Source organism: Chitinimonas sp. JJ19, from assembly GCF_036961565.1.
GTDB lineage: Bacteria > Pseudomonadota > Gammaproteobacteria > Burkholderiales > Chitinimonadaceae > Chitinimonas.
On the sequence record NZ_JBAMDD010000001.1, the window covers coordinates 450,025 to 473,418 of the forward strand.

Sequence of the window (23,394 nt, forward strand, 5' to 3'; positions counted from 1 at the left end):
ATGGAGATTGCCCTTTTACTCGGACTGATCATACTCAATGGCTTATTCGCCATGTCCGAGATTGCCCTTGTCGCGGCTCGCCGTGCCCGTTTGCAGGTATTGGCAGAGACCGGTGATGCCGGGGCTATTGCAGCCATCAAGCTGGGCGAAAACCCCACCCGCTTCCTGTCTACCGTGCAGATCGGCATCACCTCCATCGGTGTGCTGAACGGTATTGTTGGTGAAAGCGCACTGGCCGGCCCGTTCTCTACCTGGCTGGAGGGTTTTGGGATGGGGGCGGAAGCCGCTGACCTGCTGGCGCTGATCCTGGTGGTGGTCAGCATCACCTATGTGTCCATCGTGCTGGGTGAATTGGTGCCTAAGCGCATAGGCCAGTTGAACCCCGAGCCGATTGCTCGCCTGGTTGCCCGCCCCATGAACTGGCTGGCGGCCCTGACCAAGCCCTTTGTACGTTTGCTGACGGTCTCGACCGAGGTGGTATTGCGCGCCTTGAGTGTGCGCACCGATCAGACCAATACCGTGACACAGGAAGAAATTCACGCCCTCCTGGCCGAAGGTTCGGAATCAGGCGCCATCGAGCAGCATGAGCACGAGATGGTGCGCAATGTGTTCCGACTCGATGATCGCCAGATTGGCTCGCTGATGACACCACGTTCGGAAATCGTGTTCCTGGACGTGGAGGATGAGCGCGCCGTCAACCTGGAGAAGATTGCCGAGACCGATCACTCGCGTTACCCGGTCTGCAAGGGTGGCCTGGATGAGGTGCTGGGCATCGCCACCGCCAAGCAGATACTGGGGCAGACCTTGCGCGGTCAGCAGGCTGATTTTGCTACCCATCTGCAGCAAGTGGCTTACGTGCCGGAAACGCTGACCGGCATGGAGTTGCTGGAGAATTTCCGGACCACTTCGGTGCAGATGGCACTGGTGGTGGACGAATACGGCGAGATTCAAGGCCTGGTGACCTTGCAGGACTTGCTGGAGGCCATTACAGGTGAGTTCAAGCCGCACGATATAGAAGACGCCTGGGCGGTTCAGCGCGATGACGGCAGCTGGCTGCTGGATGGTTTGATACCGGTGCCCGAGTTGAAGGATAGACTTTCCCTGCGTGATGTGCCGGAAGAGGACAAGGGCCGCTACCACACCCTGGCCGGCATGTTGATGTTGTTACTGGGGCGCCTGCCGCAGACAGCGGACAAGCTCGATTGGGGTGGCTGGATTTTTGAGGTGGTGGACATGGATGGCAAGCGCATCGACAAGGTGCTGGCCACCCGTGACCCCAGCGCCGATGACTCTGCGCCAGTGGAACCTGGGACAGACTGATGAATGGCATGGCCGAACCGCTGGCCTTGCTGTTTGGCCAGCCGGTTACCGAGCTGCCGCAGGATCTGTATATCCCCCCGGATGCACTACGGGTAATGCTGGAGCGCTTCGAGGGGCCGCTGGACCTGCTGCTCTACCTGATACGCAAGCAGAATCTGGACATACTGGATATTCCCATGGCGGTGGTGACCCGCCAGTACATGGACTATGTCGAGGTGATGCATGCGCAGCAACTGGAGCTGGCTGCAGAGTACCTGCTGATGGCGGCCCTGCTGATAGAGATCAAGTCGAGGATGTTGCTGCCCCGGCCTGCTGCGCAGGAGGGAGAGGAGCATGACCCGCGCGCTGAATTGGTCCGCCGCCTGCTGGAATACGAGCAGATGAAGCTGGCGGCCTTTGAGATAGACCAGTTGCCCCAGGCGGGGCGTGATTTCAGCTGGGCTGCTGTATGGTTTGACCGCGAGATGGTGGTGCGCCTGCCCGAGGTCACCCCGGTAGACCTCAAGACCGCCTGGCTGTCGCTGCTGGCGCGTGCCAAGCACACTCGCAGTCATATGGTAAAGCCAGACGAATTGAGTGTGCGCGAGCAGATGGGCGAGATACTGAAATTGCTGGCCGGTGGCCGCTATCTGGAATTCTCCCAGTTATTCGATACCAGCCGGGGGATTCCGCTGCTGGTTGTGAGCTTTATTGCCATGCTGGAGTTGACCAAGGAAGGCCTGATTGCCGTTACCCAGGCCGAACCTTACCAGCCCATCTACGTGCGGCTGGCGGGCAGTGAGGCCTTGGAGCACGCGCATGTCTGAAACACGGGAATCGGCCCTGCATGATAGGCAGCACTTGCAACTGGTGATGGAAACCGCCTTGCTGGTCGCACAGGAGCCGCTCAGCCTGCACGATATCAAGAAGTTGTTCGCCGAAGAGCTGCGTGCCGAATTGCTGAACGAGGTGCTGGAAGCGATACAGTCCGCCTGGGTGGGACGTGGCGTGGAACTGGTCAAGCTGGCCAGCGGCTGGCGTTTTCGGGCCAGGCTGGAGTTCCAGCCCTATCTGGATAGGCTGAGCCCGGAGAAGCCGCCACGGTATTCCCGTGCGGTGATGGAGACACTGGCTATCATTGCCTACAAGGGCCCGCTGACACGCGGTGAGATTGAAGAAATACGTGGTGTCGCCGTCTCCAGCAATATCGTCAAGACCCTGGAGGAGCGGGGGTGGATAGAGGTGGTGGGGCACCGCGAGACACCTGGCCGGCCCGGCCTGTACTCGACCACGCGTGCCTTCCTGGACGATATGGGGTTGAAGAGCCGCACTGAACTGCCGCCGTTGGCTGAGTTGGGACGGCTGGTGTTGCCTGAGACGGTGGAAACGCCCGAATAATTGACCGTTGGTGGCTTTCTTGGCTGCCTCTGCTACGCTCGGAATATAATCTAATTCGAATACCCATGACCGATCCTGAGATTGGCATGGTCACCACTGGGCGTGGCATGGACGAGACCGTTTATACCCTGATTGCTGACGAGGGCGGTGTTTGGCATGCGCATGGCGAGGACGGACGTCCTGCCTTGCTGGTGCCGGATCCTGGCCTGGATGCCGAATTATCGCCGCAGGATGCAGGCCATGCGGTCATGCTGCCATTGGATGGCGCCGCCGAGATTGATGGCGAGCCCTGGCTGGCATACCGCTGGGGCGAAGGCCAAAGTCTGGCGGCCCGCTTGCAATCGATGCCGCTGGAGCGAGGGGAGGCGGTGCAGCTGGCACTACGCCTGCTTGATGGGGCGGCGCATGCCCGCCTGATGGGTTATTCACTTGGCTGGATCACCGCCGAGCGTGTGCTGCTGGATAGGGATGGCCGCCCCAAGCTGGCGGCACTGCTGCCCAAGGGCGAGGTCAGCGAGGATGCGCTGCGGGGCATGGGCGAGTTGCTGTTCCATATGCTGACCGGACAGTTAGCGGTACCGAATGAGCGAGGTGAGCTGCCTGCCCTGGCTGATCTGATTGCCGATATGGATCCTCGGTTGGAGTTGATTGTCCAGCGTGCGCTGGGTGAGCCGGGTGTGCCACCCTTCGAGCACCTGCTGGCGCTGCGGGCAGCCCTGACCGACTATCAAGCCGAACTGGCTGCGCTGGACGGTGTGCCGGAGGAGGATGAGAGCCCGGCCGGCCTGCTATTGCGCCGTATCGAGCGGACGGAAGATTTTCCGGCGCTGTCGCGGGCGATAGGCGCGATAGGGCGGATTGCAGATGGCGATACCGAGCGGCTGCAGTCTTTGGCCACGGTGATACTGCGTGACTTTTCGCTGACCAACAAAGTGCTGCGCCTGGCCAATTCGGCCAGCTATGGCCAATTTGGCGGCGCCATTAGCACTATCTCCCGGGCCGTGATGGTGCTGGGATTTGGTACGGTGAAGTCACTGGCCATGTCGCTGGTGCTGATAGAGCAGTTGAGCAACCATACCCATGCCATTGAGCTCAAGGATGAAGTGGCCAAGGCCTTCTTCGCCAGCTTGCTGGCGCGCAAGCTGGCCGAGAAAAGTGGCTACCGTGATGTGGAAGAGGCTCGTGTATCGGGCATGTTTCATCTGCTGGGCCGTTTGCTGACCCTGTTTTACTTCCACGCCGAAGCGCTGGAGATACAGCAGTTGGTGCGCGAAGGTGAGCGTGATGACATTGCCGCCCGGCGTATTCTGGGTATCAGCTATGAGGAGCTGGGCATGGGGGTGGCCAAGGGCTGGAACCTGCCCGGTAAGCTGATCAGCAGCATGGCGACCGAAGACCCCAAGCCCAAGCCGCCCCGCCATGATGCCGATTGGCTGCGTCTGTTTGCCAATGCCGGCAGCAGCCTGATGCGGGCAACCTTGGCCGAGAGCGAGCCTGAGCGCTTCAAGGGTTTCTTGCAGGCGCGTGATCAGTATGGCGAGCCCATGCGCCTCAGCGAGCGTGAACTACGTGTTGCTGTGGATGATGCAGCGCGCGAGGCATTGCGCGAGGCGTCGATTTTTGGCCTGGAGGCACAGGGTTCGGGCGCGCTGGCCCGTTTGCGTCAGTTGGCGGGGTTGCCGGTCGCGGGTGCGGCTGTCGCTGCGGCCGGGGCGGGCCAGCCATCGGCGGCGGCCACGGCCGCAGAGCCGGCAGTGTCACCCCCCCCTGTGCCCGACCGCCCCGAAGTGCTGGAAGCGCTGGCCAGTTGTGTGCAGGACGTGACGGAAACGCTGGTGGCTGATTTTCGCCTGAACGATCTGCTGCGCATGATATTGGAGACACTGTTCCGCAGCCTGGAAGTGGACAGGGTGTTGATCGCAACACGCAGCGTGCAGCGCAATGCCATTGTCGGGCGTTTCGGTTTTGGTGAGCACATAGAGGAATTCCTGGCCCGTTTTGCCTTGCCCTTGGATGAAACGGCCGATGTGTTCAGGGTGACGCTGTCAAAAAACGCCGATGTGCTGATTGAGGATGTGGATAGCAACAGCATACGGGAGCGTATCCCCGCCTGGTTTCGCCAAGCGGGGGCGGGCAAGACCTTTTTGCTGATGCCGGTGGTGATAGACAAGAAGATAGTCGGGCTGTTTTACGCTGATAGGGCCAAGCCCGGCAGCCTGAGGCTGGGTCAGAAGGAACTGGCCTTGTGCAAGACCCTGCGCAACCAGGCGATACTGGCCATCAGGCAGAAGACACCCAGCTAGGACGGTTGTACCACTGGCTGGCTTTGGGCGGACGTGCAGTACCCGGCTTGGCCGGTTTGGGCACTGTTGTTTGCATGATGCAGTGCGCCGCCGCATTAGTTTTTTTGCTCTATTTTTTAAGATGTTGTTTCAATTGAATAAAACATTGTTGTTAAACATTTGTGCAACGCACAAAAGTGCTTGACTTGGCGTTTGCGGCTCACCATAATGGGTTCATGCTGCAGCGCAAAATTCCGTTGACTGCGGCGCATACACCGAATGAATAGTTAGCCAGGAGAAGACCTTATGTTCGCTACTTCGGATTTCGCCGCACTGGGCCAGGCCCAGCTCGAAAAGTCGATTCGTCTGTCGTCCATTGCGCTGTCTGGCGTGGAGCGCTTTGTTAACCTGCAGCTGGATCTGACACGTGACCTGCTGTCCGACAACACGGCTACCGCCAAGGCGTTTGCCGATGTGAAGGATGTGCAAGGCTTTATCGCCCTGCAGCAGCAACTGTCGCAGCCGGTGATCGACAAGGCTTTGTCGGTTGCCAAGAATGTGTACGAAGTCACCAGCTCCACTCAGGCTGAACTGGGTGCCTTCGTTGAAGAGCAGGTTGTTGAGTTCAACAAGGGCTTGGTTTCCACCCTGGACAAGGCTGTGAAGCAAGCGCCTGCTGGTTCGGAAATCGTGGTGTCGGCTGTCAAGACGGCAGTAGCGACCGCTGCTTCGGCCTACGACACCGTGGCCAAGACAGCCAAGAAGGTCACCAGCGATTTCGCTGAAGCTGGCGTGGCTGCTGCCGAGACCTCGGCCAAGGCTGCCGCAGGTGTGGCCAAAAGCACCGCCCGCAAGACTGCCGCTGCTGCTGCTTGATCTGCTGCTGGAGCCGTAGCAAGAAAAAACCACGCCTAGGCGTGGTTTTTTGCTTTTGGCGGCAGTGATGAACTTGCAAGCAGGACTTGGGGGACGCTTCCTTGTGTGCAAACAGCGCGGGCCGGTACTGCCGCCAGTGTCGATAGGCCCCGGTTACCTTGGTTTACTGGCGCTCTCCTGCAGCCATACCAGCAAGCAGGCAAGCTTGCGGGCAGGGGAGTCGGTCTCTGCTGCATTGGGTGGCGTCAGCCCAAACAGGGGAGGGAGGGGGAGGTGGGGTTGATAGTGTTCGCCCTCGCTGGCTGCCAGATAGTGAGCTGCTTGCTCGGCAAGCTGCGCCAGCAATGCCTGCTGGCCTAGCCAGATGGGATTGAAGCCGGCGGTGGCCGTGGTGGCCATCAGGCTGGCAAGGCCGGCCATGCCATTACCCAGTTGCTGCATCAGGCTGGCCAGATAGGCTGGCGCGCCGTGACCGCCGGCATGCAGCCAGCCACCAGGCGCGGGGGATAGGGCGTCCAGCACGGCTTGCGCGCGCTGCAAGCCGGTAGGCGAGCCCCCAGCCGCCAGCAGGAAACCGTGTTCACCGGCATAGGGGCTGTCCTGCCAGTGGATGCCTACCCAGCTATCCGCCGCACAGGCGGGGGCTGCCTGGGTAGTGAGCAGGAGATCGTGCTCGCCCAGCTGCACCGGAGTGACGCCATTGCTAAGCCAGCAGCGCGGGCCTGGCAGGCTGCCTGCGGCTTGGGGATCGGCCAGGCCGGTCCAGCCCGCAGGGGGCGGCGTCGCTACGGTGTGACCAGACCAGCCTTGGCGTTGCAGCCGCTGTGCCAGGCTGGGCGGGGTGCCCAGCAATATCAGCTGCACAGGCTGCCCTGACATAGACGCTGCCTGACTCCTTCGCTTGCCAGGTGATCAAGAAACCAGCGCAAGGCATTGCCACGCGATTTGGAGGGCCAGGCGACGTAAAGCCTGGCCATGGGCTTGTCTTCCTCTACCTGCAGTTGCACCAGTGCCCCGCTGTTGAGGTGGGGCTGTGCCAGGCGGCGGGGCATGAAACCGACGCCCAGGCCTGCCAACTGGGCGGCCAGCTTGTCGCGCTGGGTGGAGACGGTCAGGGTGGGCTGGCCGGTGAGCAGGCCAGAGGTGCGTGGCGCCAGGCTGCGTGAGCTGTCTGCCACGCTGACTGCGCGGTGTGCCCTGATGGTCTGCATGGGTATGGGCTGTGGCTCCTGGGCCAGCGGGTGATTCGGGGCGACCACCAGCATGAACTCCACATCGCCCAGCAACTGGCTTTTGTATCCGCCGCCGGGTGGTGCGTCGTCCGGCGCGCCGATGGCAAGATCCGCGCGGCCGGTATAGAGCGCATCCCAGGCGCCGCCATAGGCCTCGTGCGAGAAGCGTAGCCGGGTGGCGCCGCCTACCCGGTCAAAGGCGCAGACGGATTCCAGCAGCACATCAAAATCGACCAGATCACCCACGGCAATGCGCAGCTCAGGTTCCCAGCCGGTGGCAACCCGTTTGACCCGCGCTTCCAGTGCTGCTGCCGCGTCCAGCAGGGGGCGGCCCTCGCGTAGCAGCTCCTGGCCAGCTGGCGTGAGGCGGGCGCGATGGCCACTGCGGTCGAAAATCAGCACATCCAGATCTTGTTCCAGCTTCTGTATGGTGTAGGTGATGGCTGAGGGAACGCGATGCAATTCGGCTGCAGCGGCGGCAAAGCTGCCTTTGCGCTCAATGGCATCGAGCACGATCAGGGCATCCAGCGAAAGGCGCATGTCAAGGAATCCGAAGGTGGGTGAGCGGCCCTATGGTGGGCTTGATTAGCGAATTATGGTGCAAGCGAGGGGGGATGCCGACTTATTCGCTCTATTTCTCTGAAGTAGTGGACGAAAGTATGCTGCGTTGCAACAAGCCGGACCCACCTAGGGTATTGATCAATAGGGGTTTTCGCTGCTCCAGGGCTGGAGTAGGATGTGCTGTATGTCCGGCGTTAGACCGGCAAATGGAGACATAACGCATGAAATTGAAGTCCATCCTGGTGCTTTGGCCGTCCTTTCTGGTGGCCGGTATCGTCAATAGCTTGTTTTTTACCTTGTTTGATCCCCTTGAGATGACCATGGCCGGGGAGCCCCTGTTTGAAAGCCGTGTGCTGGCTTACTCGGTTGGGTTCTTTGTGTGCTGGCTGTTCGCTGGTCTTTCCAGCGGCCTGACTTTGTTCTTTGAGCGTGATCGTGAGCAGGTGAACCGGTATTGCCCCGTGGATTTCAGCAAGCCGGAAGGTGAGCGGGATGGCGGTACGCTGGCACATTGAGTTGTGGCCTAGCCTTGATGGACACGGGCGACCCCTTGGGGTCGCCTTTGCTTTGGGGGTGCCGCCTATGAGCGCCCCGTGTCAATCGGCGGCAAAGGCGGCGGTGCTAAACTGCAGGCATGTTTGAACAGACTTTCTATCTGACGCTGGCGGCCTGGTGGCTGGCAGGCTTTGTGGGCGGCATACATTGCCTGGGCATGTGTGGCGGATTGACAACTGCATTGGGCTTGAACCTTGCCGGTAAGCAACAGGCGCTAATGCTGCTGGCAGCCAACCTGGGGCGCCTGCTCAGCTATACCTTGATAGGTGGTCTGCTGGGTGGTGTGTCAGGGGTGGTGGCGTGGCTGCCACGCGCGGCCCTGCTGCAGACGGGGCTTTACCTGGCCTCCTTGCTATTGATTGTGCTGCTGGGCTGCTATCTGGCTGGCTGGTCTGGCTGGCTGTTACGGCTGGAGCGTCTGGGCGGCCCTTTGTGGCAACGCTTGCAGCCCCGATTTGCAGCATTGCTGCCTTTGCGCTCTACAGGGGCTGCCCTGCTGGCTGGCGGCCTATGGGGCTGGCTGCCGTGCGGTTTGGTCTATACCGCAGCTACTGGCGCCCTGGCCAGCGGTAGCAGTGTGCGGGGTGGGGCCATCTTACTGGCGTTTGGCCTGGGTACCTTGCCTAACCTGCTATTGATGGGTGCGGCTGCAGGCCGGCTGCAGCGCCTGCGGGACAAGGTGTGGGTACGCCGGCTGGCCGGCGGCGGCCTGGTGGCCTATGGCCTGGTGGCGCTGGGGATGTGGCTGATGGCTCGCTGAGCCATGAAGAGGAGGGTGGGGCAATGAGCGATATACGATTCGAGACACTGGGTGACTATCAGCAGCAGCTAGGCCTTGCCTTGGCAGGCGCGACACGCCGGGTGGACTGGTTTGATATGACCATGGCCGAGGTGGGGCTGGAGCTGGCCGATAGGGCAGAAGGCTTGCGCCAGATGCTGGCTGGCTCTGCCCTGGCCAGGGTGCGTTTGCTGGTGTTCGAGGATGACTGGTTCTGGCGACATGGTGCCGGTGTGGCCGCCTTGATGACGACCTACGGCCACGTCATGGAGCTGCGGGTGGCGGACGAGTGCGACCGTTTGCCGGGCGAGCAATTCCTGCTGACCGATCAGATGGTGGTGCGGCGCTTTCACCCTGATGCGCTCAGGGGGGTAGCCAGCGATGATGCTCGTAGCCGTATCTTATGCCAGCAGCAGTTCGACAGCATGTGGCCAAGAGCGCAGCCGGCTGCCAGCGGACGTAGGCTGTATATCTGAGTGGTGGGCAGGTACAGGGGTTGGTGGATAGGTGGGTCTGTGCAAGGGGTTCTAGGCAGGCGGCCTCGAAGCGGTCACCCCGCCTTGGCAGGCTTGCAAGCCGTGCCTGAAACCCCCGGTAGATTACTGATTTACCGCGATTGTGCTTGCGGCGGTGGCGTGTGCCGCAGCCTGTATTGTGGCGGCCGATAGGGTGGCATTATTAACGTGTTGGCGCGAGAGGGGGAACTTGTGCTGCCGGGCTCGATAAGCGCATGCAAATACTGCATGTTGCAATGCAAATTACCCCTAGTTTTTTCCTTAAAAGCTGCTAGAATTTTCCGGTCGGTCGCTTTTGATACGTCAAAGGTTTTTCAAAGCCCTCGATCAACGATCGATTGTGCTTAAACTCGTGTTGAACTCACACTACTAAAGGTAAAAAACCATGATCAAGAATCTGCTCGTTGCTGCTCTGTTCGCCCTGGGTCTGGCTGCTTGCGGCGAAAAGCCTGCTGAAGCTCCTGCTGCTGAAGCCGCTCCTGCTGCTGAAGCCGCTCCTGCTGCTGCTCCTGCTGAAGCCGCTCCTGCTGCTGACGCTGCTGCCGCTCCTGCTGCTGACGCTGCCGCCGCTCCTGCTGCTGACGCTGCTGCCGCTCCTGCTGCTGACGCTGCTGCTGCTCCCGCTGCCGCTCCTGCCGAAGCTCCGAAGCAGTAATTGCTCGGTTAGCTTTTGCTAGCGAAGAAAGCCGACCTCCGGGTCGGCTTTTTCATTGCCCGTCGCGTTCCCCTGTCGTCTTTCCGATCGGGGGCGGGGCAATAAGAAAGGACGCCTGGGCGTCCTTTTTGCAGTTTTTACTGCCACAGCATCGCCATGGCAGCTGCAATACGGCCTTCCTGCCGCAGATTACCCGATATGTCCCGGTATGCGCGGCGTACTGACGTGTACATCGGCATTCTGTGCGCGGTGGCGCAGGGCGTGATCCATCAGTACCAGGGCCAGCATGGCCTCGGCAATGGGGGTGGCACGTATGCCCACGCAGGGATCATGCCGCCCGGTGGTCTGCATCATGACGGGCTCGCCCTGCTTGTCGATGGAGGCACGCTCCTGCGGGATGCTGGAAGTAGGCTTGATGGCCATGCTGACGCGGATGTCCTGCCCGGTGGAGATGCCACCCAGCACACCGCCGGCATGGTTGCTGGCAAAGCCCTTGGGGGTCAGTTCGTCGCCATGCACGCTGCCACGCTGGGCAACCACACCGAAGCCATCGCCAATTTCCACGCCTTTGACGGCGTTGATGCTCATCATGGCGTGGGCAATATCGGCATCCAGCCTGTCGTAAACCGGCTCGCCCCAGCCTACGGGGACATTCTCGGCCACGACGTCGATACGGGCGCCGATGGAGTCGCGCTCCGCCCTGATCTGATCCATATAGTTTTCGAGCTGCGGCACGACCTCATCATTGGGGGCGAAGAAGGCGTTCTCGCTGATGTGCTGCCAGCCCTTGAAGGGGATGGCGATTTCACCCAGCTGGCTCATATAGCCGCGGATGACGATGCCGAAATGCTGCTGCAGCCATTTCTTGGCGATGGCGCCTGCCGCAACCCGTACGGCAGTTTCGCGGGCCGAACTGCGGCCACCGCCCCGGTGATCGCGGATGCCGTACTTGTGCCAATAGGTGTAGTCGGCATGACCAGGGCGGAAGGTCTCAACGATCTTGCCGTAATCCTGGCTGCGCTGATCGGTGTTGCGTATCAGCAGGGCGATGGGGTGGCCGGTGGTCAGGCCCTCGAAGGTGCCAGACAGTATCTCTACCGTATCGGGCTCCTTGCGCTGGGTAACGTGGCGGCTGGTGCCGGGCTTGCGCCGGTCCAGTTCCAGCTGGATATCCGCTTCGGTAATGGCGAGGCCCGGTGGGCAGCCATCAACAATGCAACCTATGGCTGGCCCATGGCTCTCGCCAAAGGAGGTAACAGTAAACAGCAGGCCGAGCGTACTACCAGACATGGATGCATCCTCTTGCGTCGTGCGGGGGCCAGCAAACGGCCTCGCTGGGAGGCCGGGTTGAACCAGATAGCTGGCAGTCTATCACAGCGGGGCTGATGCCCAGCGCAGTGGCCGCGCCTCGTGCTAGAATCAGCAGTTGACGTTAACGTCAATTGCGCCGGCCCTGTATTGCATCCACTGGAGCCTGCTGCAGTCGGCTGATTGCTGCAACGCCTTACAATGGCGGGCCTGACTCGCCTTCCTAATACCAGGAGACAACACCCATGTCCGGGTTCAACAAAGTCGTACACAGCTATGAAAATGCGCTGGCCGGCTTCCAGGACGGTATGACCGTCATGGTGGGCGGCTTTGGCCTTTGCGGCATACCTGAAGGCCTGATACGCACGGTCTATGAGTCTGGTCACAAGGGCCTGACGGTGATTTCCAATAATGCCGGGGTAGACGGCTTTGGCCTGGGCCTATGGCTGGAGAAGCGCCAGATCAAGACCATGATTGCTTCTTATGTGGGTGAGAATGCCCTGTTCGAGCAATTGCTGCTGTCGGGCGAGATGGAGGTGATCCTGACCCCGCAAGGCACGCTGGCTGAAAAAATACGGGCGGGTGGCGCCGGGATACCGGCTTTCTATACGGCTACCGGTTATGGCACCAAGGTGGCTGAAGGCAAGCCCACGGCGGAGTTTGATGGCCGCCAGTATGTGCAGGAGCGTTCGCTGACTGCTGACTTTGCCCTGGTACGTGCCTGGAAGGCTGATGAGTACGGCAACCTAGTGTTCCGCAAGACTGCCATGAACTTCAACCCCATGATGGCAACGGCGGGGCGGATCACCGTGGCCGAAGTGGAAGAGATCGTACCGGCCGGCAGCCTGGACCCAGAGCAGATACACACGCCGGGCATCTATGTGCACCGGGTGATCAAGGGCGCTTTTGAGAAGCGCATAGAACAACGCACCGTGCGCAAGGGCTGAGGAGAGACAGATGGCACTATCCCGCGAACAGATCGCCATGCGCGTGGCGCAGGAGCTACGTGATGGCTATTACGTCAACCTGGGCATAGGCATACCCACACTGGTGGCCAACTACATCCCCGAGGGCATGCAGGTCATGCTGCAGTCGGAAAACGGCCTGCTGGGCATGGGGCCGTTTCCTACCGAGGATGAGGTGGATGCCGACCTGATCAATGCCGGTAAGCAAACGGTGACCACCATCGCTGGCGCAGCCTTTTTCAGCTCGGCCGAGAGCTTTGCCATGATACGTGGCGGCCATGTGGACCTGACCGTGCTGGGTGCCTTTGAAGTGGATGTCAATGGCAGCATCGCCAGCTGGATGGTGCCAGGCAAGCTGGTGAAGGGCATGGGCGGCGCCATGGATCTGGTGGCAGGCGCACAGAATATCGTGGTGACCATGCAGCACACCGACAAGGCCGGCAACTCCAAGCTGTTGCCTGCCTGTACCCTGCCGTTGACGGGTGTGAGTTGCATACGCAAGGTGGTGACCGACCTTGCCGTGGTTGAGATACGTGATGGCAGCTTCCATCTACTGGAGCGCGCGCCGGGTGTCAGCGTCGAGGAAATCCAGGCCAAGACGGCCGGCACCATGATAGTGCCTGCGCATGTGCCGGAGATGCGGGTGTAAGCCCACCCCCCGCAGCCAACAACAAAGCCACCGTGAGGTGGCTTTGTTGTTGGGGTGACATGCAGTGCTGCCGGTGTTTGAACGATGCTCAGCGTATCAGCTCGCCGGTGGGGCCAATGACGGTGACTTCGACAAATTTGGAGGCTACGCGCTGGTTAGGCCCGAAGGTGAGGCGGAAGCCCCCCATGTTGAGCGTGCCCAGTGAGTCTATGGCTGTCATCAGGCCCTCGCCAGTGATATTGCCCTTGTCTATCTTCTTCAGGCCTTCGGTCAGCACCCGTGCGGCGATGTAATACTCGAACTCGATATAGCCGAGCTTGAGCTTGTTGCGTTTGACGAAGGCCCGGTAGTCCTTCACCAACTGGGATGAATCGGTATAGATGAAGGGCATGACCTGGCTGATGCCGGTGCCACGGGCGGCATCCACCCCGGCCGAGGCGATCAGTTCTTTGGCGCCTACCACCGAGACGGTGTACATCTGCGCTGTGCCACCGGCCTTGCGGTAGGCTTTGAGAAAGGCGCCGCAGGCGTCATCGGTGCCCAGCATCAATACGGCGGTAGGGTTCTGCTCGAGGATGGTCTTGACCGCTGCCTCGACATTCATGCTGTTCTTCTCGTAGCTGCCCGTGGCAACGACTTCCAGATTGCTCTTCTTGGCTTCCTGGCGGGAGGCGAACAGGCCGAACTTGCCGTCCGGATCATTCTGGTAGAACACTCCTATGCGCTGGTGGCCCAGCGAGGCCATCTGCTGTCCCAGCTTGTTCATTTCTTCTACCCAGCTGGCGCGCAGATGATACATCCAGGGGTTGTTGCGCAGGGCAGGGGCGCCCGATATCGGTGCAATCAAGGGTATCTTGGCGTCGGACAGGATATTTTGCCTGAGCAACTCCAGCGGGCCGGCAGAACCGCCAGCGCCCAACATGGCGATCGGGCTGGTTTCCTTGATGATGCGGCGGGTTTCGTCGGCATGCTTCTGCGGATTGAAGGCATCGTCGCCATAGGCCATCTTGACCTTGATGCCATTGACGCCACCCTTGGCGTTGACCTCCTGGAAATAGGCATTGAGGGTGTCTTCCGCGCTGACCGCCAGCTCCCTGAGCAGGCTGGAAACAGGGCCGACGTGGCCGACCGTGACGGTCTCGGCCTTGCCGGGCACCAGTAGCAGGGCCGCGATAAGAGGGAGTAAATGACGTAGGGTGGTGCGCATGCGGGGAAGTCTCCAGGTTAGCCTTGTCTCGGAATCGATTTCATGAATTCGATCAAGCGCTTGAGTTAGTAATTTTATTGAAATGCACTGAAATGGTCACGGCTTTTCGAGCGAATGCTCCATATCTGTCACTTTAGGCGACAAAGGCGGCCCACCAAAGCCTTTCCTGGTAGCTGGACGGCCAAAACCCCTGTCTGGCGACAGGGGTTGGTGGGGTGACCGATAGGAGGGTTGTTAGGCGGCAATGGCCTCGAACTGCCCTGCAATCTGGCTGCGGGCGTGCTTGAACGCGGCCTCGCGGGCGTCCGGGCCCATGCTCAGGCCATGGGCGTGGATGACGGTGACGTTGCGGATGCCGACAAATCCCAGTACGAATTTGAGGTAGTCCTCATGCGCGGCAGCTGTGGCCTGGCCGGCATGCATGCCGCCTGCAGTCGAGATGATGATGACCCGCTTGTCGCCTGCCAGTCCTTCCGGGCCATTTGCGCCATAGCGGAAGGTCTTGCCTGCCACTACCACCCGGTCTATCCAGGCCTTGAGCTGGCTGGGTATGGCGAAGTTATACATGGGGGCGCCTATGACCAATGCGTCGGCCGCCAGGAATTCGTTGAGTATGTTCTCGGACAAGGCGGCCTCGAACTGCTGCGCTGCATCGCGCAGCTCGGCCGGTGTGCCGCTGGCCGCCAGGGTGCCGCCGCTGAGTTGCTGCATATTATCGGCCGCCAGATCGCGGTAGCTGATCTCGATGCCCGCTTGGCTGGCCTGCCAAGCGTTAACGACTTCGCGGCTCAGTTGGCGGGAGGCGGATACATCGCCGAGGACGCTGGAATCCAGATGCAACAGTTTCATGGCTATCTCCAATCAATGTGGCCGTCACGGTGGCGGCTGTCTTGGATTACATATTATGGATGACGCTAATTTCGGACTAGATAGCTAGAATATGACACATCGTCTCACTGATAGGACAGTGCTATGCAAGACCTGAATGACCTGCATTACTTTGCCAAGGTGGTGGAGGCCGGCGGCTTTGCGGCGGCGGGCAGGTTGCTGGGGATACCCAAGTCGCGCCTGTCCCGTCGGATTGCCGAGTTGGAAACGCGGCTGGCAGTCCGGTTGCTGCAGCGAACCACCCGCAAGCTGGCCTTGACCGAGGTGGGGGAGCGTTACTACCGGCACTGCCAGGCCATGCTGGTGGAGGCTGAGGCAGCCGATGAAGTGGTGGCTGCTGTGAGCGCCATCCCCCGTGGTCGGTTGCGGGTGTCTTGCCCGGTCGCGCTGGCACAGTCGGATCTTTCTGCCATCGTGGTGGATTTTTTGGCTGCCTATCCCGAGGTCATGCTGGAGCTGGTATTGACCAATAGGCGGGTAGACCTGGTGGAGGAGGGGCTGGATGTGGCGCTGCGGGTACGCTCGCCGGACGATGAAGACCCGTCGCTGATATCGCGGCGGCTGCGGCCGGCCGCCGCCATCCTGGTGGCATCGCCCAGCTTGTTGCAGCAGCATGCGATCACGGTGCCGGAAGACCTGTATGGTGTACCTATCCTGGGGGCGGTGGAGGCAGACAGACGGGTACGCTTGCGGCTGGAGGGCGCCGCTGGCTTGGTCAAGGAACTGGCATTTGAGCCCAGGCTGAGCGTAGAGGATTTCGAGCTGCGCAAAGCCGCAACCCTGCGCGGGCTGGGGGTGGGTACGCTACCCCACCCTTATTGCACGGCAGAGCTTGCCAGCGGCGAACTGGTGCAGGTGCTGCCTGACTGGGAAATACCAGGCGGCTTCCTGCAGGCGGTCTACCCTCACCGCCGAGGGCTGCTGCCTGCTGTCAGGGTGTTTATCGACTTTCTCGTAGAGGTATTCGGCCGTGATGCGGAGCGCCTGGTGTAGGAGTCCGCTATGAGCTTGGGCCATTGATGTCTGGTGACGGACGTCGATATGCAATCCCCTGCATTGGGCAGTATGTTCCCACCGCCCCGCCAGCAGGGTATTGTTAGCGGCGCCAGACCCCGCCTTGCACTGCCACTTACCGGAAAAAAATGCCCATGCTAGTCGTGCATCACTTGAATAATTCACGTTCGCAACGCCTGCTCTGGCTGCTGGAGGAGTTGGGCTTACCGTATGAGATCAAGCGCTATGAGCGCGACCCCAAGACCATGCTGGCGCCCCCTGCGTTACGCGAGGTCCATCCGCTGGGCAAATCGCCCGTAATCAGCGATGGCGAACTGGTGCTGGCCGAGTCTGGCGCCATCATCGAGTATCTGGTAGACAAATACGGCGGTGGCCGCCTGGTGCCGCCAGCGGGTACGCCTGCACGCCTGCGTTATACCTATTGGCTGCACTATGCCGAGGGATCGGCCATGACGCCTTTGTTGCTGAAGCTGGTGTTTGATCGGGTAGAGAGCGGTCCCATGCCTTTCTTCGTCAAGCCCATCGCGCGTGCCATCGCCAGCAAGGTCAAGCAAAGCTATGTGCTGCCGCAGATCGCCCAGCACCTGGATTACCTGGAGGCTGAGCTGGCCCAGGCGGATTGGTTTGCTGGCGAGGTATTCAGTGCGGCTGACATACAGATGAGTTTTCCGCTGGAAGCGGCAGCAGCGCGTGCTGGCCTCGATCAAAGCCGGCCCAGGCTGATGGATTTTCTGCAGCGTATCCATGCACGTCCGGCCTACCAGCGGGCACTGGAGCGGGGCGGCGAATATGCCTTATTGGGCTGAGGCGGCGGGGGTGGCTGCCCCTGCCGGTATCGCTTATTCCTGATAGATCAGGCGGGCGCGCTTGACGTTGCAGAACAGTTCATAGTCTATGGTACCGGCCGCTGCGGCTATCTCGCTGGCTGGCAGGCCTTCGCCCCAAAGGCGGACAGCGGTGCCAACAGCCGCGTCGGGATGCTCGCTCAGATCCACTACCAGCATATCCATCGAGACCCTGCCCAGGATGCGGCTGCGGCGGCCGTTGATCAGCACGGGGGTGCCTGTGGGAACGATGCGGGGGTAGCCATCGGCATAGCCGCAGGCCACCACACCCATGCGCGTGGCTTGCTCGGTTACAAAACGGGCACCGTAGCCGATGGCTTCACCGCGGCTCAACTCGCGTATGGCAATCAGCTGGCTATCCAGCGCCATGACGGGCTGTGGCCAGTCGGGCAGCACGCGATCGGTGCCGGCACCGCCATACAGCATGATGCCCGCACGGCCCCAGTCGCCATGGGTGGTGGGCCAGCCGAGGATGGCGCCGGAGTTGCAGAGGCTGGTCTCCAGCCCCAGTCCATCGATGGCCGCCTGAAAGAGCTTGGCGGCTTGCGAGGTGGCTTCTACATCCAGCTCGTCGGCGCGGGCAAAATGGGTCATGGCGATGACCTTGCCGACCTTGCCGCTGGCCTGCAGACGCTCATAGGCTGCCTTGAAGGAGGCAGGCTGTAAGCCCAGGCGGTGCATGCCGGTATCGATCTTGGCCCAGATGGTGAGCGGCCGGCTCAGCTTGGCGGCTTCGATATCGGCGATCTGTGCCTCGCTATGCAGGGCAGTCCAGAGATCATACTGGTCTATCAGTGCCAACTCGCTGGCCTCGAACCAGCCTTCCAGCAGCAGTATGGGCTTCTTGATGCCGGCCTCACGCAGTTGCAGCGCCTCTTCAATCGCCGCCACGCCAAAGCCATCGGCCATGTCTTCCAGCGCCTGTGCGCAACGCACGGCGCCATGGCCGTAGGCATTGGCCTTGACGATGGCGAGTACTCGACCGCCATGCAGGCGTTTGGCCAACTGGTAGTTGTGGCGCAGGGCGGAAAGCGTGATGGTGGCGGTTAGCGGGCGGCTCATGGTGGGGGGGCGTGTGGACAGCGTAGGGAATTATGGCGCAAAGACTGCCTGCCGGCCCGGTACAGCGACAGGGGCGGCAGGCAGTGCTGTGCGTTGGGGGACGGCGCGACTAGGCGGTGGCGGGTTGTAGGCCATGCAGGTGGCTGGCTACCGCGCGGCGACCGTAGCGGTCTAGGGCCAGGCCATCGGTGCTGATTTCGGGGCGTTGACCGATAACGATATCGGCCAGCAATTTGCCTGAGCCGCAGGCCATGGTCCAACCCAGGGTGCCGTGACCGGTGTTGAGCGACAGGTTGGCGTAGGGAGTACGACCCACGATGGGGGTGCCATCTGGCGTCATGGGGCGCAGGCCGGTCCAGAAGCTGGCGGCCTTGACGTCACCACCTTCGGGGAAGAGGTCGGTGACGACCATCTCCAGCGTTTCGCGACGGCGTGGGTTCAGGCTCAGATCGTAACCACCCAGCTCTGCCATGCCGCCGACGCGGATGCGGTCATCAAAGCGGGTGATGGCAATCTTGTAGGTTTCGTCCAGCACGGTGGAGACGGGTGCGCCATCAGGATGGGTGATGGGCACCGTGAGCGAATAGCCCTTGGTGGGGTAGACCGGCAGATTCAAGCCCAGATGCTTGACCAACTGGCGGCTGAAGCTGCCCATGGCCACCACATAGTGGTCAGCCACCAGGCGCTCACCATCAGCCAGGCTTACGGCCGCGATGCGGCCACGTTCGACTTCCAGTGTGTCGATCTCAGTATTGAAGCGGAACTTCACGCCCAACTGCTGTGCGTGGCGAGCCAGTTCGGTGGTGAAGCGCTGACAGTCGCCGGTTTCGTCGTTGGGCAGGCGCAGACCGCCGACAACACGGCCGGGCACCTTGGCCAGGGCGGGTTCGGCGCGCGCGCAGCCAGCTTCGTCCAGCAGTTCGAACGGCACGTTGCAGGCTTCCAGCACCGGGATATCGCGGGCGGCGCCATCAAGCTGTTTCTGGCTACGGAACAGCTGCAGGGTGCCGCCGGTACGTGCTTCGTACTGCAGGCCTATCTCCTGACGCAGGCTACGCAGGCAGTCGCGGCTGTACTCGGACAGGCGCATCATGCGTTCCTTGTTCACGGCATAGGCGGCGTCGTTGCAGTTGGCCAGCATCTGGGCCATCCACTGCAGCTGGAACAGGCTGCCGTCTGGCCGCACAGCCAGGGGGGCATGCCGTTGGAACAGCCATTTGATGGCCTTGGTGGGAATACCAGGGGCGGCCCAGGGTGTGGAGTAACCGGGTGAAATCTGGCCGGCATTGGCAAAGCTGGTTTCCAGGGCAACATCAGACTGGCGCTCCAGCACCGTGACATCAGCGCCAGCACGGGCCAGATAGTAGGCCGTGGACACGCCAATCACACCACCACCGAGTACGATCACCTTCATGGTTTACCTGTCTGAATATGCAAGAAGAGAATTCGCGCAGTGTATTGATCAAATACCAAAAAGTGCCGCCAAGTTATGGGTATGTAACAGGAAAAAATCGGGTTTGATATGATGTAGACAGGAATAAATCTGGATTTGCCCTTATGCGTGAGCTGGACCGTGTGGACCGCAAGATATTGACCCTGCTGCAGCAGGATGGGCGTATGGCGCTGACGGAGCTGGCTGAGAAGGTGGGATTGTCCACCACGCCTACGTCGGAGCGCGTGAAGCGGCTGGAGCGCGACGGCGTGATCGAAGGCTATTACGCCCGGGTCAACCCACGCGCGGTGGCCTGCGCCCAGCTGGTATTCGTGGAGTTGCGGCTGGCGGCCAAATCCGCCGAGATCTTCGACCAGTTTCGGCGCGAGGTGATGAAGCTGCCCAATATCGTGGAGTGCCACCTGGTATCGGGCGACTTCGATTATCTGGTCAAGGCACGTATTTCGGATATGTCGCAATACCGTACCCTGCTGGGCGATATTTTGCTCAATCTGCCCGGCGCGGTGGAATCACGCAGCTATGTGGTGATGGAAGAGGTCAAGGAGACCTTGGTGCTGCCTGTGTTGCCCAGCTAGGGCGTCGCTCAGCCTGGGTGGGAAGGCTGCGCTGGGCGTTGTTGTGCGAGCTTGCCGTACCCACACTGTCTGCTGCGCGCACCTAGCCAGAGCCGCTACGCTGGGTTTTGTTGGCGGCGCTAATGCTATTCCTTCAAGTATTTGTCATAGATGGCCTGGAAGCGGCCGCTTTCCTTCAACTGTTTGAGCCCGGCGTTGAAATCGTCACGTACCCCGGCATCGCGGAATACAGGACGGTAGTCCTGTGGGTTGACCGTGGTGAAACGGTGCTCCTGTACGGGCTTGGGCAGAAAGCCTTCGGTCTTCTTCATCTGCAAAGTGAAGTAGCGGAAGATGCTACGGTCACTCAGCACAACATCGTAGCGCCCTTTGTCCAGGGTCAGTACCTGGACTTTCTGGTCGTTCTGTTCGTAGTAATTGCCGTCCTGCTTGACTGGATTGAGCCAGTCGGGATAGCGATTGATGGCGCCCTGGAAGGAAATGACCGACAGCCCCTTGAGGTCGCTGGGCTGGCGTAGATATAGATTGCGTGACTTGAGCGTAATCAACACGTTGTCGTAGATGACTGCCGGATCACCATACTTTGCGCCGTAGGGACTCAGGTCTTCGCCCAGATCGGTCATGGCGGCGTTGACTTCACGGTTCTTGAAGGCCACCGGAATGCGGGCAAAAGGGAAGTAGACCGGCTTGAGTACATGGCCGCGATAGGCCAGTGCTTCGCCGATGACCTCCAGCTCTATGCCTGAGTTGGTCTGGGGAAAGCAGAAGGGTGGGATCTTCTCGCCGAAGGCCATGGTGACTTCCTTGGCATGGGCGGACGAGAGCAGGATCAGCAGGAGGGCAAGTTGTCGTAGCTTCATGGTTATTTAATATATTTAAACGAGTTCAAAAATCCACCGGCGAAGCCTCAGCCCTTGCAATGGGGGTTGGCGATGCTGTCCCTGCTTGGCTGCTGCGGCAACTTAGCGGCGCGGCGGCTTGGCGGGCTCGGTGTACCACTGCTCGGGCGGTGTCAGCACAGGCTGGCGTGCCCGGTCAAAGTAATGAGGCGACATGATCTGTACCCCATGGCGATTGAAACTATCCTGCACGTTGGCATTCAGGGCTGACAGTACAAACGGCAGACGCTCTGGTTTATTGGTATAGACGTTCAATTCATAGCGCACATAAAAATCCTGCAGCTCGGTCTGCAGCACAAAGGGGGCGGGGTTCTGCAGAACCTCGGGTGTTTGCGCTGCGGCCTCCAGCAAGATGGCATGCACCTGTCGCCAGGGTGTGTCATAGCCGACCGTCACGGTTGTGCTCACCAGTGCACCGCGATCTGCGCCACCGGATGAGAGATTGGTGACATGGCCTTGCAGTATCACGGAATTGGGCAGGGTGATTTCCTGGTTCCGTATGGTGTAGAGCTTGGTGACCAGGAGGGAGTGGCTGACGACCACGCCTTGCACCTCGCCTATGCGTACCAGATCGCCAGCGCGGTAGGCACGCATATAGGTGAGGATGACGCCGGCCACGATATTGGAGATGGCACCGGTGGAGCCCAAGGAAAACAGGACACCCAGAAACAGCGATACCCCCTTGAAGGCGTCAGAGCTGGAGCCCGGTATATAGGGGTAGGCCACCATCAGGGCAAAGACGATCAGCAGGAAGCTGGCGATCTTGCGGCTGGGATCGGCCCAGTCTGGATAGAACCCCTCAATGCGCAGGCGTCCACGTTCTATCTCCAGGAACACATAGCGGATGACGCGCAACAGGTAGCGTGTGACGATGATCAGCACCAGCAGGAACAGCAGCTTGGGCAGCTGCTCGGCCAGTGCCTGGCCCGCTGCCTTGAGCGGATCGAGCATCCAGCCCAGCAACTTGCCCGCCAAGGGGCGGGTGGCTTCGAAATAGCTGAGTGTCAGTTCCAGCGTCAGGTAGAACAGGCTCAGCCACAGCAGGAGCTTGCAGAAACGCAGCAGGAAGACTTCCAGCCGCAGCAGTGGCTTGGCCTTGAGTACCCGGTGGGTACGCTGTTCCAGTTGCCTGGCGCGGAGCCGGCTGCGTTTCACTATCCAGGCTTGCAGCCTGCGCCATAGCCGGTTGAGGATGACACCCAGGATGACGGCACCAAACAAGGTCAGCGCGGTGTAGACGGTGCTGAGCCAGACTGGGTGGAGGCCGGTATCAAACGCCAGGGCGAGGGGGCTGAGGACAAGCAGGAGTAGGGCGCGCATGGGCTTCGATGTTGGGAGGGCTGGCGCTATTATGGGAAGCCTTTCCGTTACCGACAAATCGGGAGATCCAATGAGTGAGCAGTTTGACCGTGGCCTGAAGGTGAGGCGCGAGGTAATGGGTGATGCTTTTGTCGATAAGGCCTTTGCCGATGCGGATGCCTTTACCCTGCCATTGCAGGAGTTTGTGACCGAGCATGCCTGGGGTACGGTATGGAATCGCGGGGGACTGGATCGCAAGACACGCAGCTTTATCACCTTGGCCATGCTGGCTGCACTTGGGCGTAGCCAGGAGCTGAAAGGCCATGTACGGGGGGCGCTCAATAATGGCGCCACGGTCGAGGAAATACGTGAAGTGCTGTTGCATTCGGCCATCTATGCGGGCGTGCCGCTATGTGTGGATGCCATGCGTGCGGCGAGTGAGGTGGTGCGGGAGGTAGCAGGTGACTGATGCCGACGAACTCAGCAGCATGCTGGCACAGCGACGCCAGGAGGGCGCCGATAAGGCGGCGATAGAGCAGGCCATTTTTCAGCGCTTTGGTTGCCAGCGGGCAGTGATGTTCACCGATCTGGTGGGGTTCTCGCGCATGGTGGAGGCGTTCGGCATCGTCCACTTCCTGCAGGTGATACAGGAGTCTGAGGCCTTGTTCCTGCCTTTGCTGCAGCAGCATCAGGGGGTGTGCCTGAAGCGCGAGGGGGATTCGCTGCTGGTGCTGTTTGAGCAGGCAGCAGATGCACTGCATTGTGCCCTTGCTCTGCAGGCCGCCTGCACGGCTGCCAATGCCGGACGGGTGGCCGAGGAGCGGATAGAGGTTTGCATAGGCCTGGGCTACGGCTCGGTGTTGCTGATTGATGACAGGGAAGTCTGGGGGGCGGAGGTCAATGCGGCTTCCAAGCTGGGCGAGGAAATGGCCAAAGGGGGCGAGATACTGGCGACGGACAGCTTCCGGCTGGCTCAGCCCGAGGCGGCCTACGCCGACCATGGGCATTTGTTCGGTAGCCGGCCGGTGTATCGCCTGCTGGGCTAACAGCAGGAATCGGGTGGGCGGGTGAGGGTTCCC

General features: G+C 60.8%; 25 protein-coding genes. 16 read left to right on the plus strand and 9 right to left on the minus strand.

Going from position 1 to position 23,394, the window contains the following annotated elements:
• The 5 genes from V7714_RS01965 (at position 1) to V7714_RS01985 (ending at position 5,855) form a co-directional block, all read left to right on the plus strand.
• Positions 1-1,320, plus strand: coding sequence for a hemolysin family protein (locus tag V7714_RS01965; protein WP_335387585.1), 1,320 nt, complete (start codon positions 1-3; stop codon positions 1,318-1,320).
• Positions 1,320-2,126 carry a segregation and condensation protein A gene (locus tag V7714_RS01970; RefSeq protein WP_335387587.1) on the plus strand — a complete coding sequence of 269 codons (807 nt, stop codon included), beginning with the start codon at positions 1,320-1,322 and terminating at the stop codon, positions 2,124-2,126. Before V7714_RS01965 ends, V7714_RS01970 begins: the two co-directional genes overlap by 1 nt.
• Positions 2,119-2,697: an SMC-Scp complex subunit ScpB gene (scpB, locus tag V7714_RS01975; RefSeq protein ID WP_335387589.1), complete on the plus strand. Its 579-nt coding sequence runs from the start codon at positions 2,119-2,121 to the stop codon at positions 2,695-2,697. Before V7714_RS01970 ends, scpB begins: the two co-directional genes overlap by 8 nt.
• A gap of 65 nt (positions 2,698-2,762) precedes the next feature.
• Entirely contained in the window at positions 2,763-5,000 is a 2,238-nt protein-coding gene (locus tag V7714_RS01980; protein WP_335387590.1) for an HDOD domain-containing protein, read from the plus strand.
• A 285-nt stretch (positions 5,001-5,285) separates the two neighbouring features.
• On the plus strand, positions 5,286-5,855 hold the full coding sequence (locus V7714_RS01985; RefSeq protein ID WP_284196474.1) for a phasin family protein: 570 nt from the start codon (positions 5,286-5,288) through the stop codon (positions 5,853-5,855).
• 153 nt (positions 5,856-6,008) lie between these two features.
• On the opposite strand, the gene V7714_RS01990 is transcribed toward V7714_RS01985, so the two are convergent.
• Positions 6,009-6,734, minus strand: a complete 726-nt coding sequence (locus V7714_RS01990) for a hypothetical protein (protein WP_335387592.1) — start codon at positions 6,732-6,734, stop codon at positions 6,009-6,011.
• The gene (locus tag V7714_RS01995; protein ID WP_335387594.1) at positions 6,710-7,627 is read right to left on the minus strand and encodes a LysR family transcriptional regulator; all 918 of its coding nucleotides are present in this window, start codon (positions 7,625-7,627) and stop codon (positions 6,710-6,712) included. The genes V7714_RS01990 and V7714_RS01995 overlap by 25 nt, the downstream gene beginning before the upstream one ends.
• A gap of 242 nt (positions 7,628-7,869) precedes the next feature.
• On the opposite strand from V7714_RS01995, the gene V7714_RS02000 reads away from it, so the two are divergent.
• The 4 genes from V7714_RS02000 (at position 7,870) to V7714_RS02015 (ending at position 10,173) form a co-directional block, all read left to right on the plus strand.
• Positions 7,870-8,163: a hypothetical protein gene (locus V7714_RS02000; RefSeq protein WP_335387596.1), complete on the plus strand. Its 294-nt coding sequence runs from the start codon at positions 7,870-7,872 to the stop codon at positions 8,161-8,163.
• Between the two features lie 119 nt (positions 8,164-8,282).
• Positions 8,283-8,963, plus strand: a complete 681-nt coding sequence (locus tag V7714_RS02005) for a sulfite exporter TauE/SafE family protein (RefSeq protein ID WP_335387598.1) — start codon at positions 8,283-8,285, stop codon at positions 8,961-8,963.
• Between the two features lie 23 nt (positions 8,964-8,986).
• Positions 8,987-9,457, plus strand: coding sequence for a DUF7931 domain-containing protein (locus V7714_RS02010; RefSeq protein ID WP_335387599.1), 471 nt, complete (start codon positions 8,987-8,989; stop codon positions 9,455-9,457).
• A 443-nt stretch (positions 9,458-9,900) separates the two neighbouring features.
• Complete coding sequence (locus V7714_RS02015; RefSeq protein ID WP_284196468.1) at positions 9,901-10,173, plus strand: hypothetical protein; 273 nt, start codon at positions 9,901-9,903, stop codon at positions 10,171-10,173.
• A gap of 167 nt (positions 10,174-10,340) precedes the next feature.
• On the opposite strand, the gene aroC is transcribed toward V7714_RS02015, so the two are convergent.
• Entirely contained in the window at positions 10,341-11,441 is a 1,101-nt protein-coding gene (aroC, locus tag V7714_RS02020) for a chorismate synthase (RefSeq protein WP_335387600.1), read from the minus strand.
• A 263-nt stretch (positions 11,442-11,704) separates the two neighbouring features.
• On the opposite strand from aroC, the gene V7714_RS02025 reads away from it, so the two are divergent.
• Positions 11,705-12,406: a CoA transferase subunit A gene (locus tag V7714_RS02025; protein ID WP_284196466.1), complete on the plus strand. Its 702-nt coding sequence runs from the start codon at positions 11,705-11,707 to the stop codon at positions 12,404-12,406.
• Positions 12,407-12,416: 10 nt separating this feature from the next.
• On the plus strand, positions 12,417-13,073 hold the full coding sequence (locus V7714_RS02030; RefSeq protein ID WP_335387602.1) for a CoA transferase subunit B: 657 nt from the start codon (positions 12,417-12,419) through the stop codon (positions 13,071-13,073).
• A gap of 88 nt (positions 13,074-13,161) precedes the next feature.
• On the opposite strand, the gene V7714_RS02035 is transcribed toward V7714_RS02030, so the two are convergent.
• Positions 13,162-14,280 (minus strand): ABC transporter substrate-binding protein, encoded by a 1,119-nt coding sequence (locus V7714_RS02035; protein WP_335387604.1) that lies wholly within the window; start codon positions 14,278-14,280, stop codon positions 13,162-13,164.
• A 234-nt stretch (positions 14,281-14,514) separates the two neighbouring features.
• A complete protein-coding gene (locus V7714_RS02040; protein WP_335387605.1) occupies positions 14,515-15,129 on the minus strand; it encodes an FMN-dependent NADH-azoreductase in 615 nt (204 codons plus the stop codon).
• Between the two features lie 123 nt (positions 15,130-15,252).
• On the opposite strand from V7714_RS02040, the gene V7714_RS02045 reads away from it, so the two are divergent.
• Positions 15,253-16,161, plus strand: coding sequence for a LysR substrate-binding domain-containing protein (locus V7714_RS02045; RefSeq protein WP_335387606.1), 909 nt, complete (start codon positions 15,253-15,255; stop codon positions 16,159-16,161).
• 155 nt (positions 16,162-16,316) lie between these two features.
• Positions 16,317-16,988 carry a glutathione S-transferase gene (locus V7714_RS02050; RefSeq protein WP_335387754.1) on the plus strand — a complete coding sequence of 224 codons (672 nt, stop codon included), beginning with the start codon at positions 16,317-16,319 and terminating at the stop codon, positions 16,986-16,988.
• 33 nt (positions 16,989-17,021) lie between these two features.
• On the opposite strand, the gene alr is transcribed toward V7714_RS02050, so the two are convergent.
• Complete coding sequence (gene alr / locus V7714_RS02055) at positions 17,022-18,089, minus strand: alanine racemase (RefSeq protein WP_335387607.1); 1,068 nt, start codon at positions 18,087-18,089, stop codon at positions 17,022-17,024.
• 109 nt (positions 18,090-18,198) lie between these two features.
• The gene (locus V7714_RS02060) at positions 18,199-19,503 is read right to left on the minus strand and encodes a D-amino acid dehydrogenase (protein ID WP_335387609.1); all 1,305 of its coding nucleotides are present in this window, start codon (positions 19,501-19,503) and stop codon (positions 18,199-18,201) included.
• 143 nt (positions 19,504-19,646) lie between these two features.
• On the opposite strand from V7714_RS02060, the gene V7714_RS02065 reads away from it, so the two are divergent.
• Positions 19,647-20,117, plus strand: coding sequence for an Lrp/AsnC ligand binding domain-containing protein (locus V7714_RS02065; protein ID WP_284196458.1), 471 nt, complete (start codon positions 19,647-19,649; stop codon positions 20,115-20,117).
• 125 nt (positions 20,118-20,242) lie between these two features.
• On the opposite strand, the gene V7714_RS02070 is transcribed toward V7714_RS02065, so the two are convergent.
• A complete protein-coding gene (locus tag V7714_RS02070; RefSeq protein ID WP_335387612.1) occupies positions 20,243-20,977 on the minus strand; it encodes a substrate-binding periplasmic protein in 735 nt (244 codons plus the stop codon).
• 102 nt (positions 20,978-21,079) lie between these two features.
• Complete coding sequence (locus tag V7714_RS02075) at positions 21,080-22,336, minus strand: mechanosensitive ion channel family protein (protein ID WP_335387614.1); 1,257 nt, start codon at positions 22,334-22,336, stop codon at positions 21,080-21,082.
• A 70-nt stretch (positions 22,337-22,406) separates the two neighbouring features.
• On the opposite strand from V7714_RS02075, the gene pcaC reads away from it, so the two are divergent.
• Positions 22,407-22,784, plus strand: a complete 378-nt coding sequence (pcaC, locus tag V7714_RS02080) for a 4-carboxymuconolactone decarboxylase (protein ID WP_335387616.1) — start codon at positions 22,407-22,409, stop codon at positions 22,782-22,784.
• A complete protein-coding gene (locus V7714_RS02085) occupies positions 22,777-23,361 on the plus strand; it encodes an adenylate/guanylate cyclase domain-containing protein (RefSeq protein ID WP_335387619.1) in 585 nt (194 codons plus the stop codon). The genes pcaC and V7714_RS02085 overlap by 8 nt, the downstream gene beginning before the upstream one ends.
• The last annotated feature ends 33 nt before the right edge of the window (positions 23,362-23,394 follow it).

Bases quoted from the DNA above. Each gene is read 5' to 3' on its own strand.
- V7714_RS01995 (WP_335387594.1), bottom strand. From the start codon at position 7,627: ATGCGCCTTTCGCTGGATGCCCTGATCGTGCTCGATGCCATTGAGCGC.
- V7714_RS02045 (WP_335387606.1), top strand. From the start codon at position 15,253: ATGCAAGACCTGAATGACCTGCATTACTTTGCCAAGGTGGTGGAGGCC.
- V7714_RS02050 (WP_335387754.1), top strand. From the start codon at position 16,317: ATGCTAGTCGTGCATCACTTGAATAATTCACGTTCGCAACGCCTGCTC.
- V7714_RS02040 (WP_335387605.1), bottom strand. From the start codon at position 15,129: ATGAAACTGTTGCATCTGGATTCCAGCGTCCTCGGCGATGTATCCGCC.
- V7714_RS02000 (WP_335387596.1), top strand. From the start codon at position 7,870: ATGAAATTGAAGTCCATCCTGGTGCTTTGGCCGTCCTTTCTGGTGGCC.
- V7714_RS02025 (WP_284196466.1), top strand. From the start codon at position 11,705: ATGTCCGGGTTCAACAAAGTCGTACACAGCTATGAAAATGCGCTGGCC.
- V7714_RS02070 (WP_335387612.1), bottom strand. From the start codon at position 20,977: ATGAAGCTACGACAACTTGCCCTCCTGCTGATCCTGCTCTCGTCCGCC.
- V7714_RS01965 (WP_335387585.1), top strand. From the start codon at position 1: ATGGAGATTGCCCTTTTACTCGGACTGATCATACTCAATGGCTTATTC.
- V7714_RS01990 (WP_335387592.1), bottom strand. From the start codon at position 6,734: ATGTCAGGGCAGCCTGTGCAGCTGATATTGCTGGGCACCCCGCCCAGC.
- alr (WP_335387607.1), bottom strand. From the start codon at position 18,089: ATGAGCCGCCCGCTAACCGCCACCATCACGCTTTCCGCCCTGCGCCAC.
- V7714_RS02010 (WP_335387599.1), top strand. From the start codon at position 8,987: ATGAGCGATATACGATTCGAGACACTGGGTGACTATCAGCAGCAGCTA.
- scpB (WP_335387589.1), top strand. From the start codon at position 2,119: ATGTCTGAAACACGGGAATCGGCCCTGCATGATAGGCAGCACTTGCAA.
- V7714_RS02075 (WP_335387614.1), bottom strand. From the start codon at position 22,336: ATGCGCGCCCTACTCCTGCTTGTCCTCAGCCCCCTCGCCCTGGCGTTT.
- V7714_RS01985 (WP_284196474.1), top strand. From the start codon at position 5,286: ATGTTCGCTACTTCGGATTTCGCCGCACTGGGCCAGGCCCAGCTCGAA.
- V7714_RS01980 (WP_335387590.1), top strand. From the start codon at position 2,763: ATGACCGATCCTGAGATTGGCATGGTCACCACTGGGCGTGGCATGGAC.
- V7714_RS02060 (WP_335387609.1), bottom strand. From the start codon at position 19,503: ATGAAGGTGATCGTACTCGGTGGTGGTGTGATTGGCGTGTCCACGGCC.
- V7714_RS01970 (WP_335387587.1), top strand. From the start codon at position 1,320: ATGAATGGCATGGCCGAACCGCTGGCCTTGCTGTTTGGCCAGCCGGTT.
- aroC (WP_335387600.1), bottom strand. From the start codon at position 11,441: ATGTCTGGTAGTACGCTCGGCCTGCTGTTTACTGTTACCTCCTTTGGC.
- V7714_RS02035 (WP_335387604.1), bottom strand. From the start codon at position 14,280: ATGCGCACCACCCTACGTCATTTACTCCCTCTTATCGCGGCCCTGCTA.
- V7714_RS02005 (WP_335387598.1), top strand. From the start codon at position 8,283: ATGTTTGAACAGACTTTCTATCTGACGCTGGCGGCCTGGTGGCTGGCA.
- pcaC (WP_335387616.1), top strand. From the start codon at position 22,407: ATGAGTGAGCAGTTTGACCGTGGCCTGAAGGTGAGGCGCGAGGTAATG.
- V7714_RS02030 (WP_335387602.1), top strand. From the start codon at position 12,417: ATGGCACTATCCCGCGAACAGATCGCCATGCGCGTGGCGCAGGAGCTA.
- V7714_RS02065 (WP_284196458.1), top strand. From the start codon at position 19,647: ATGCGTGAGCTGGACCGTGTGGACCGCAAGATATTGACCCTGCTGCAG.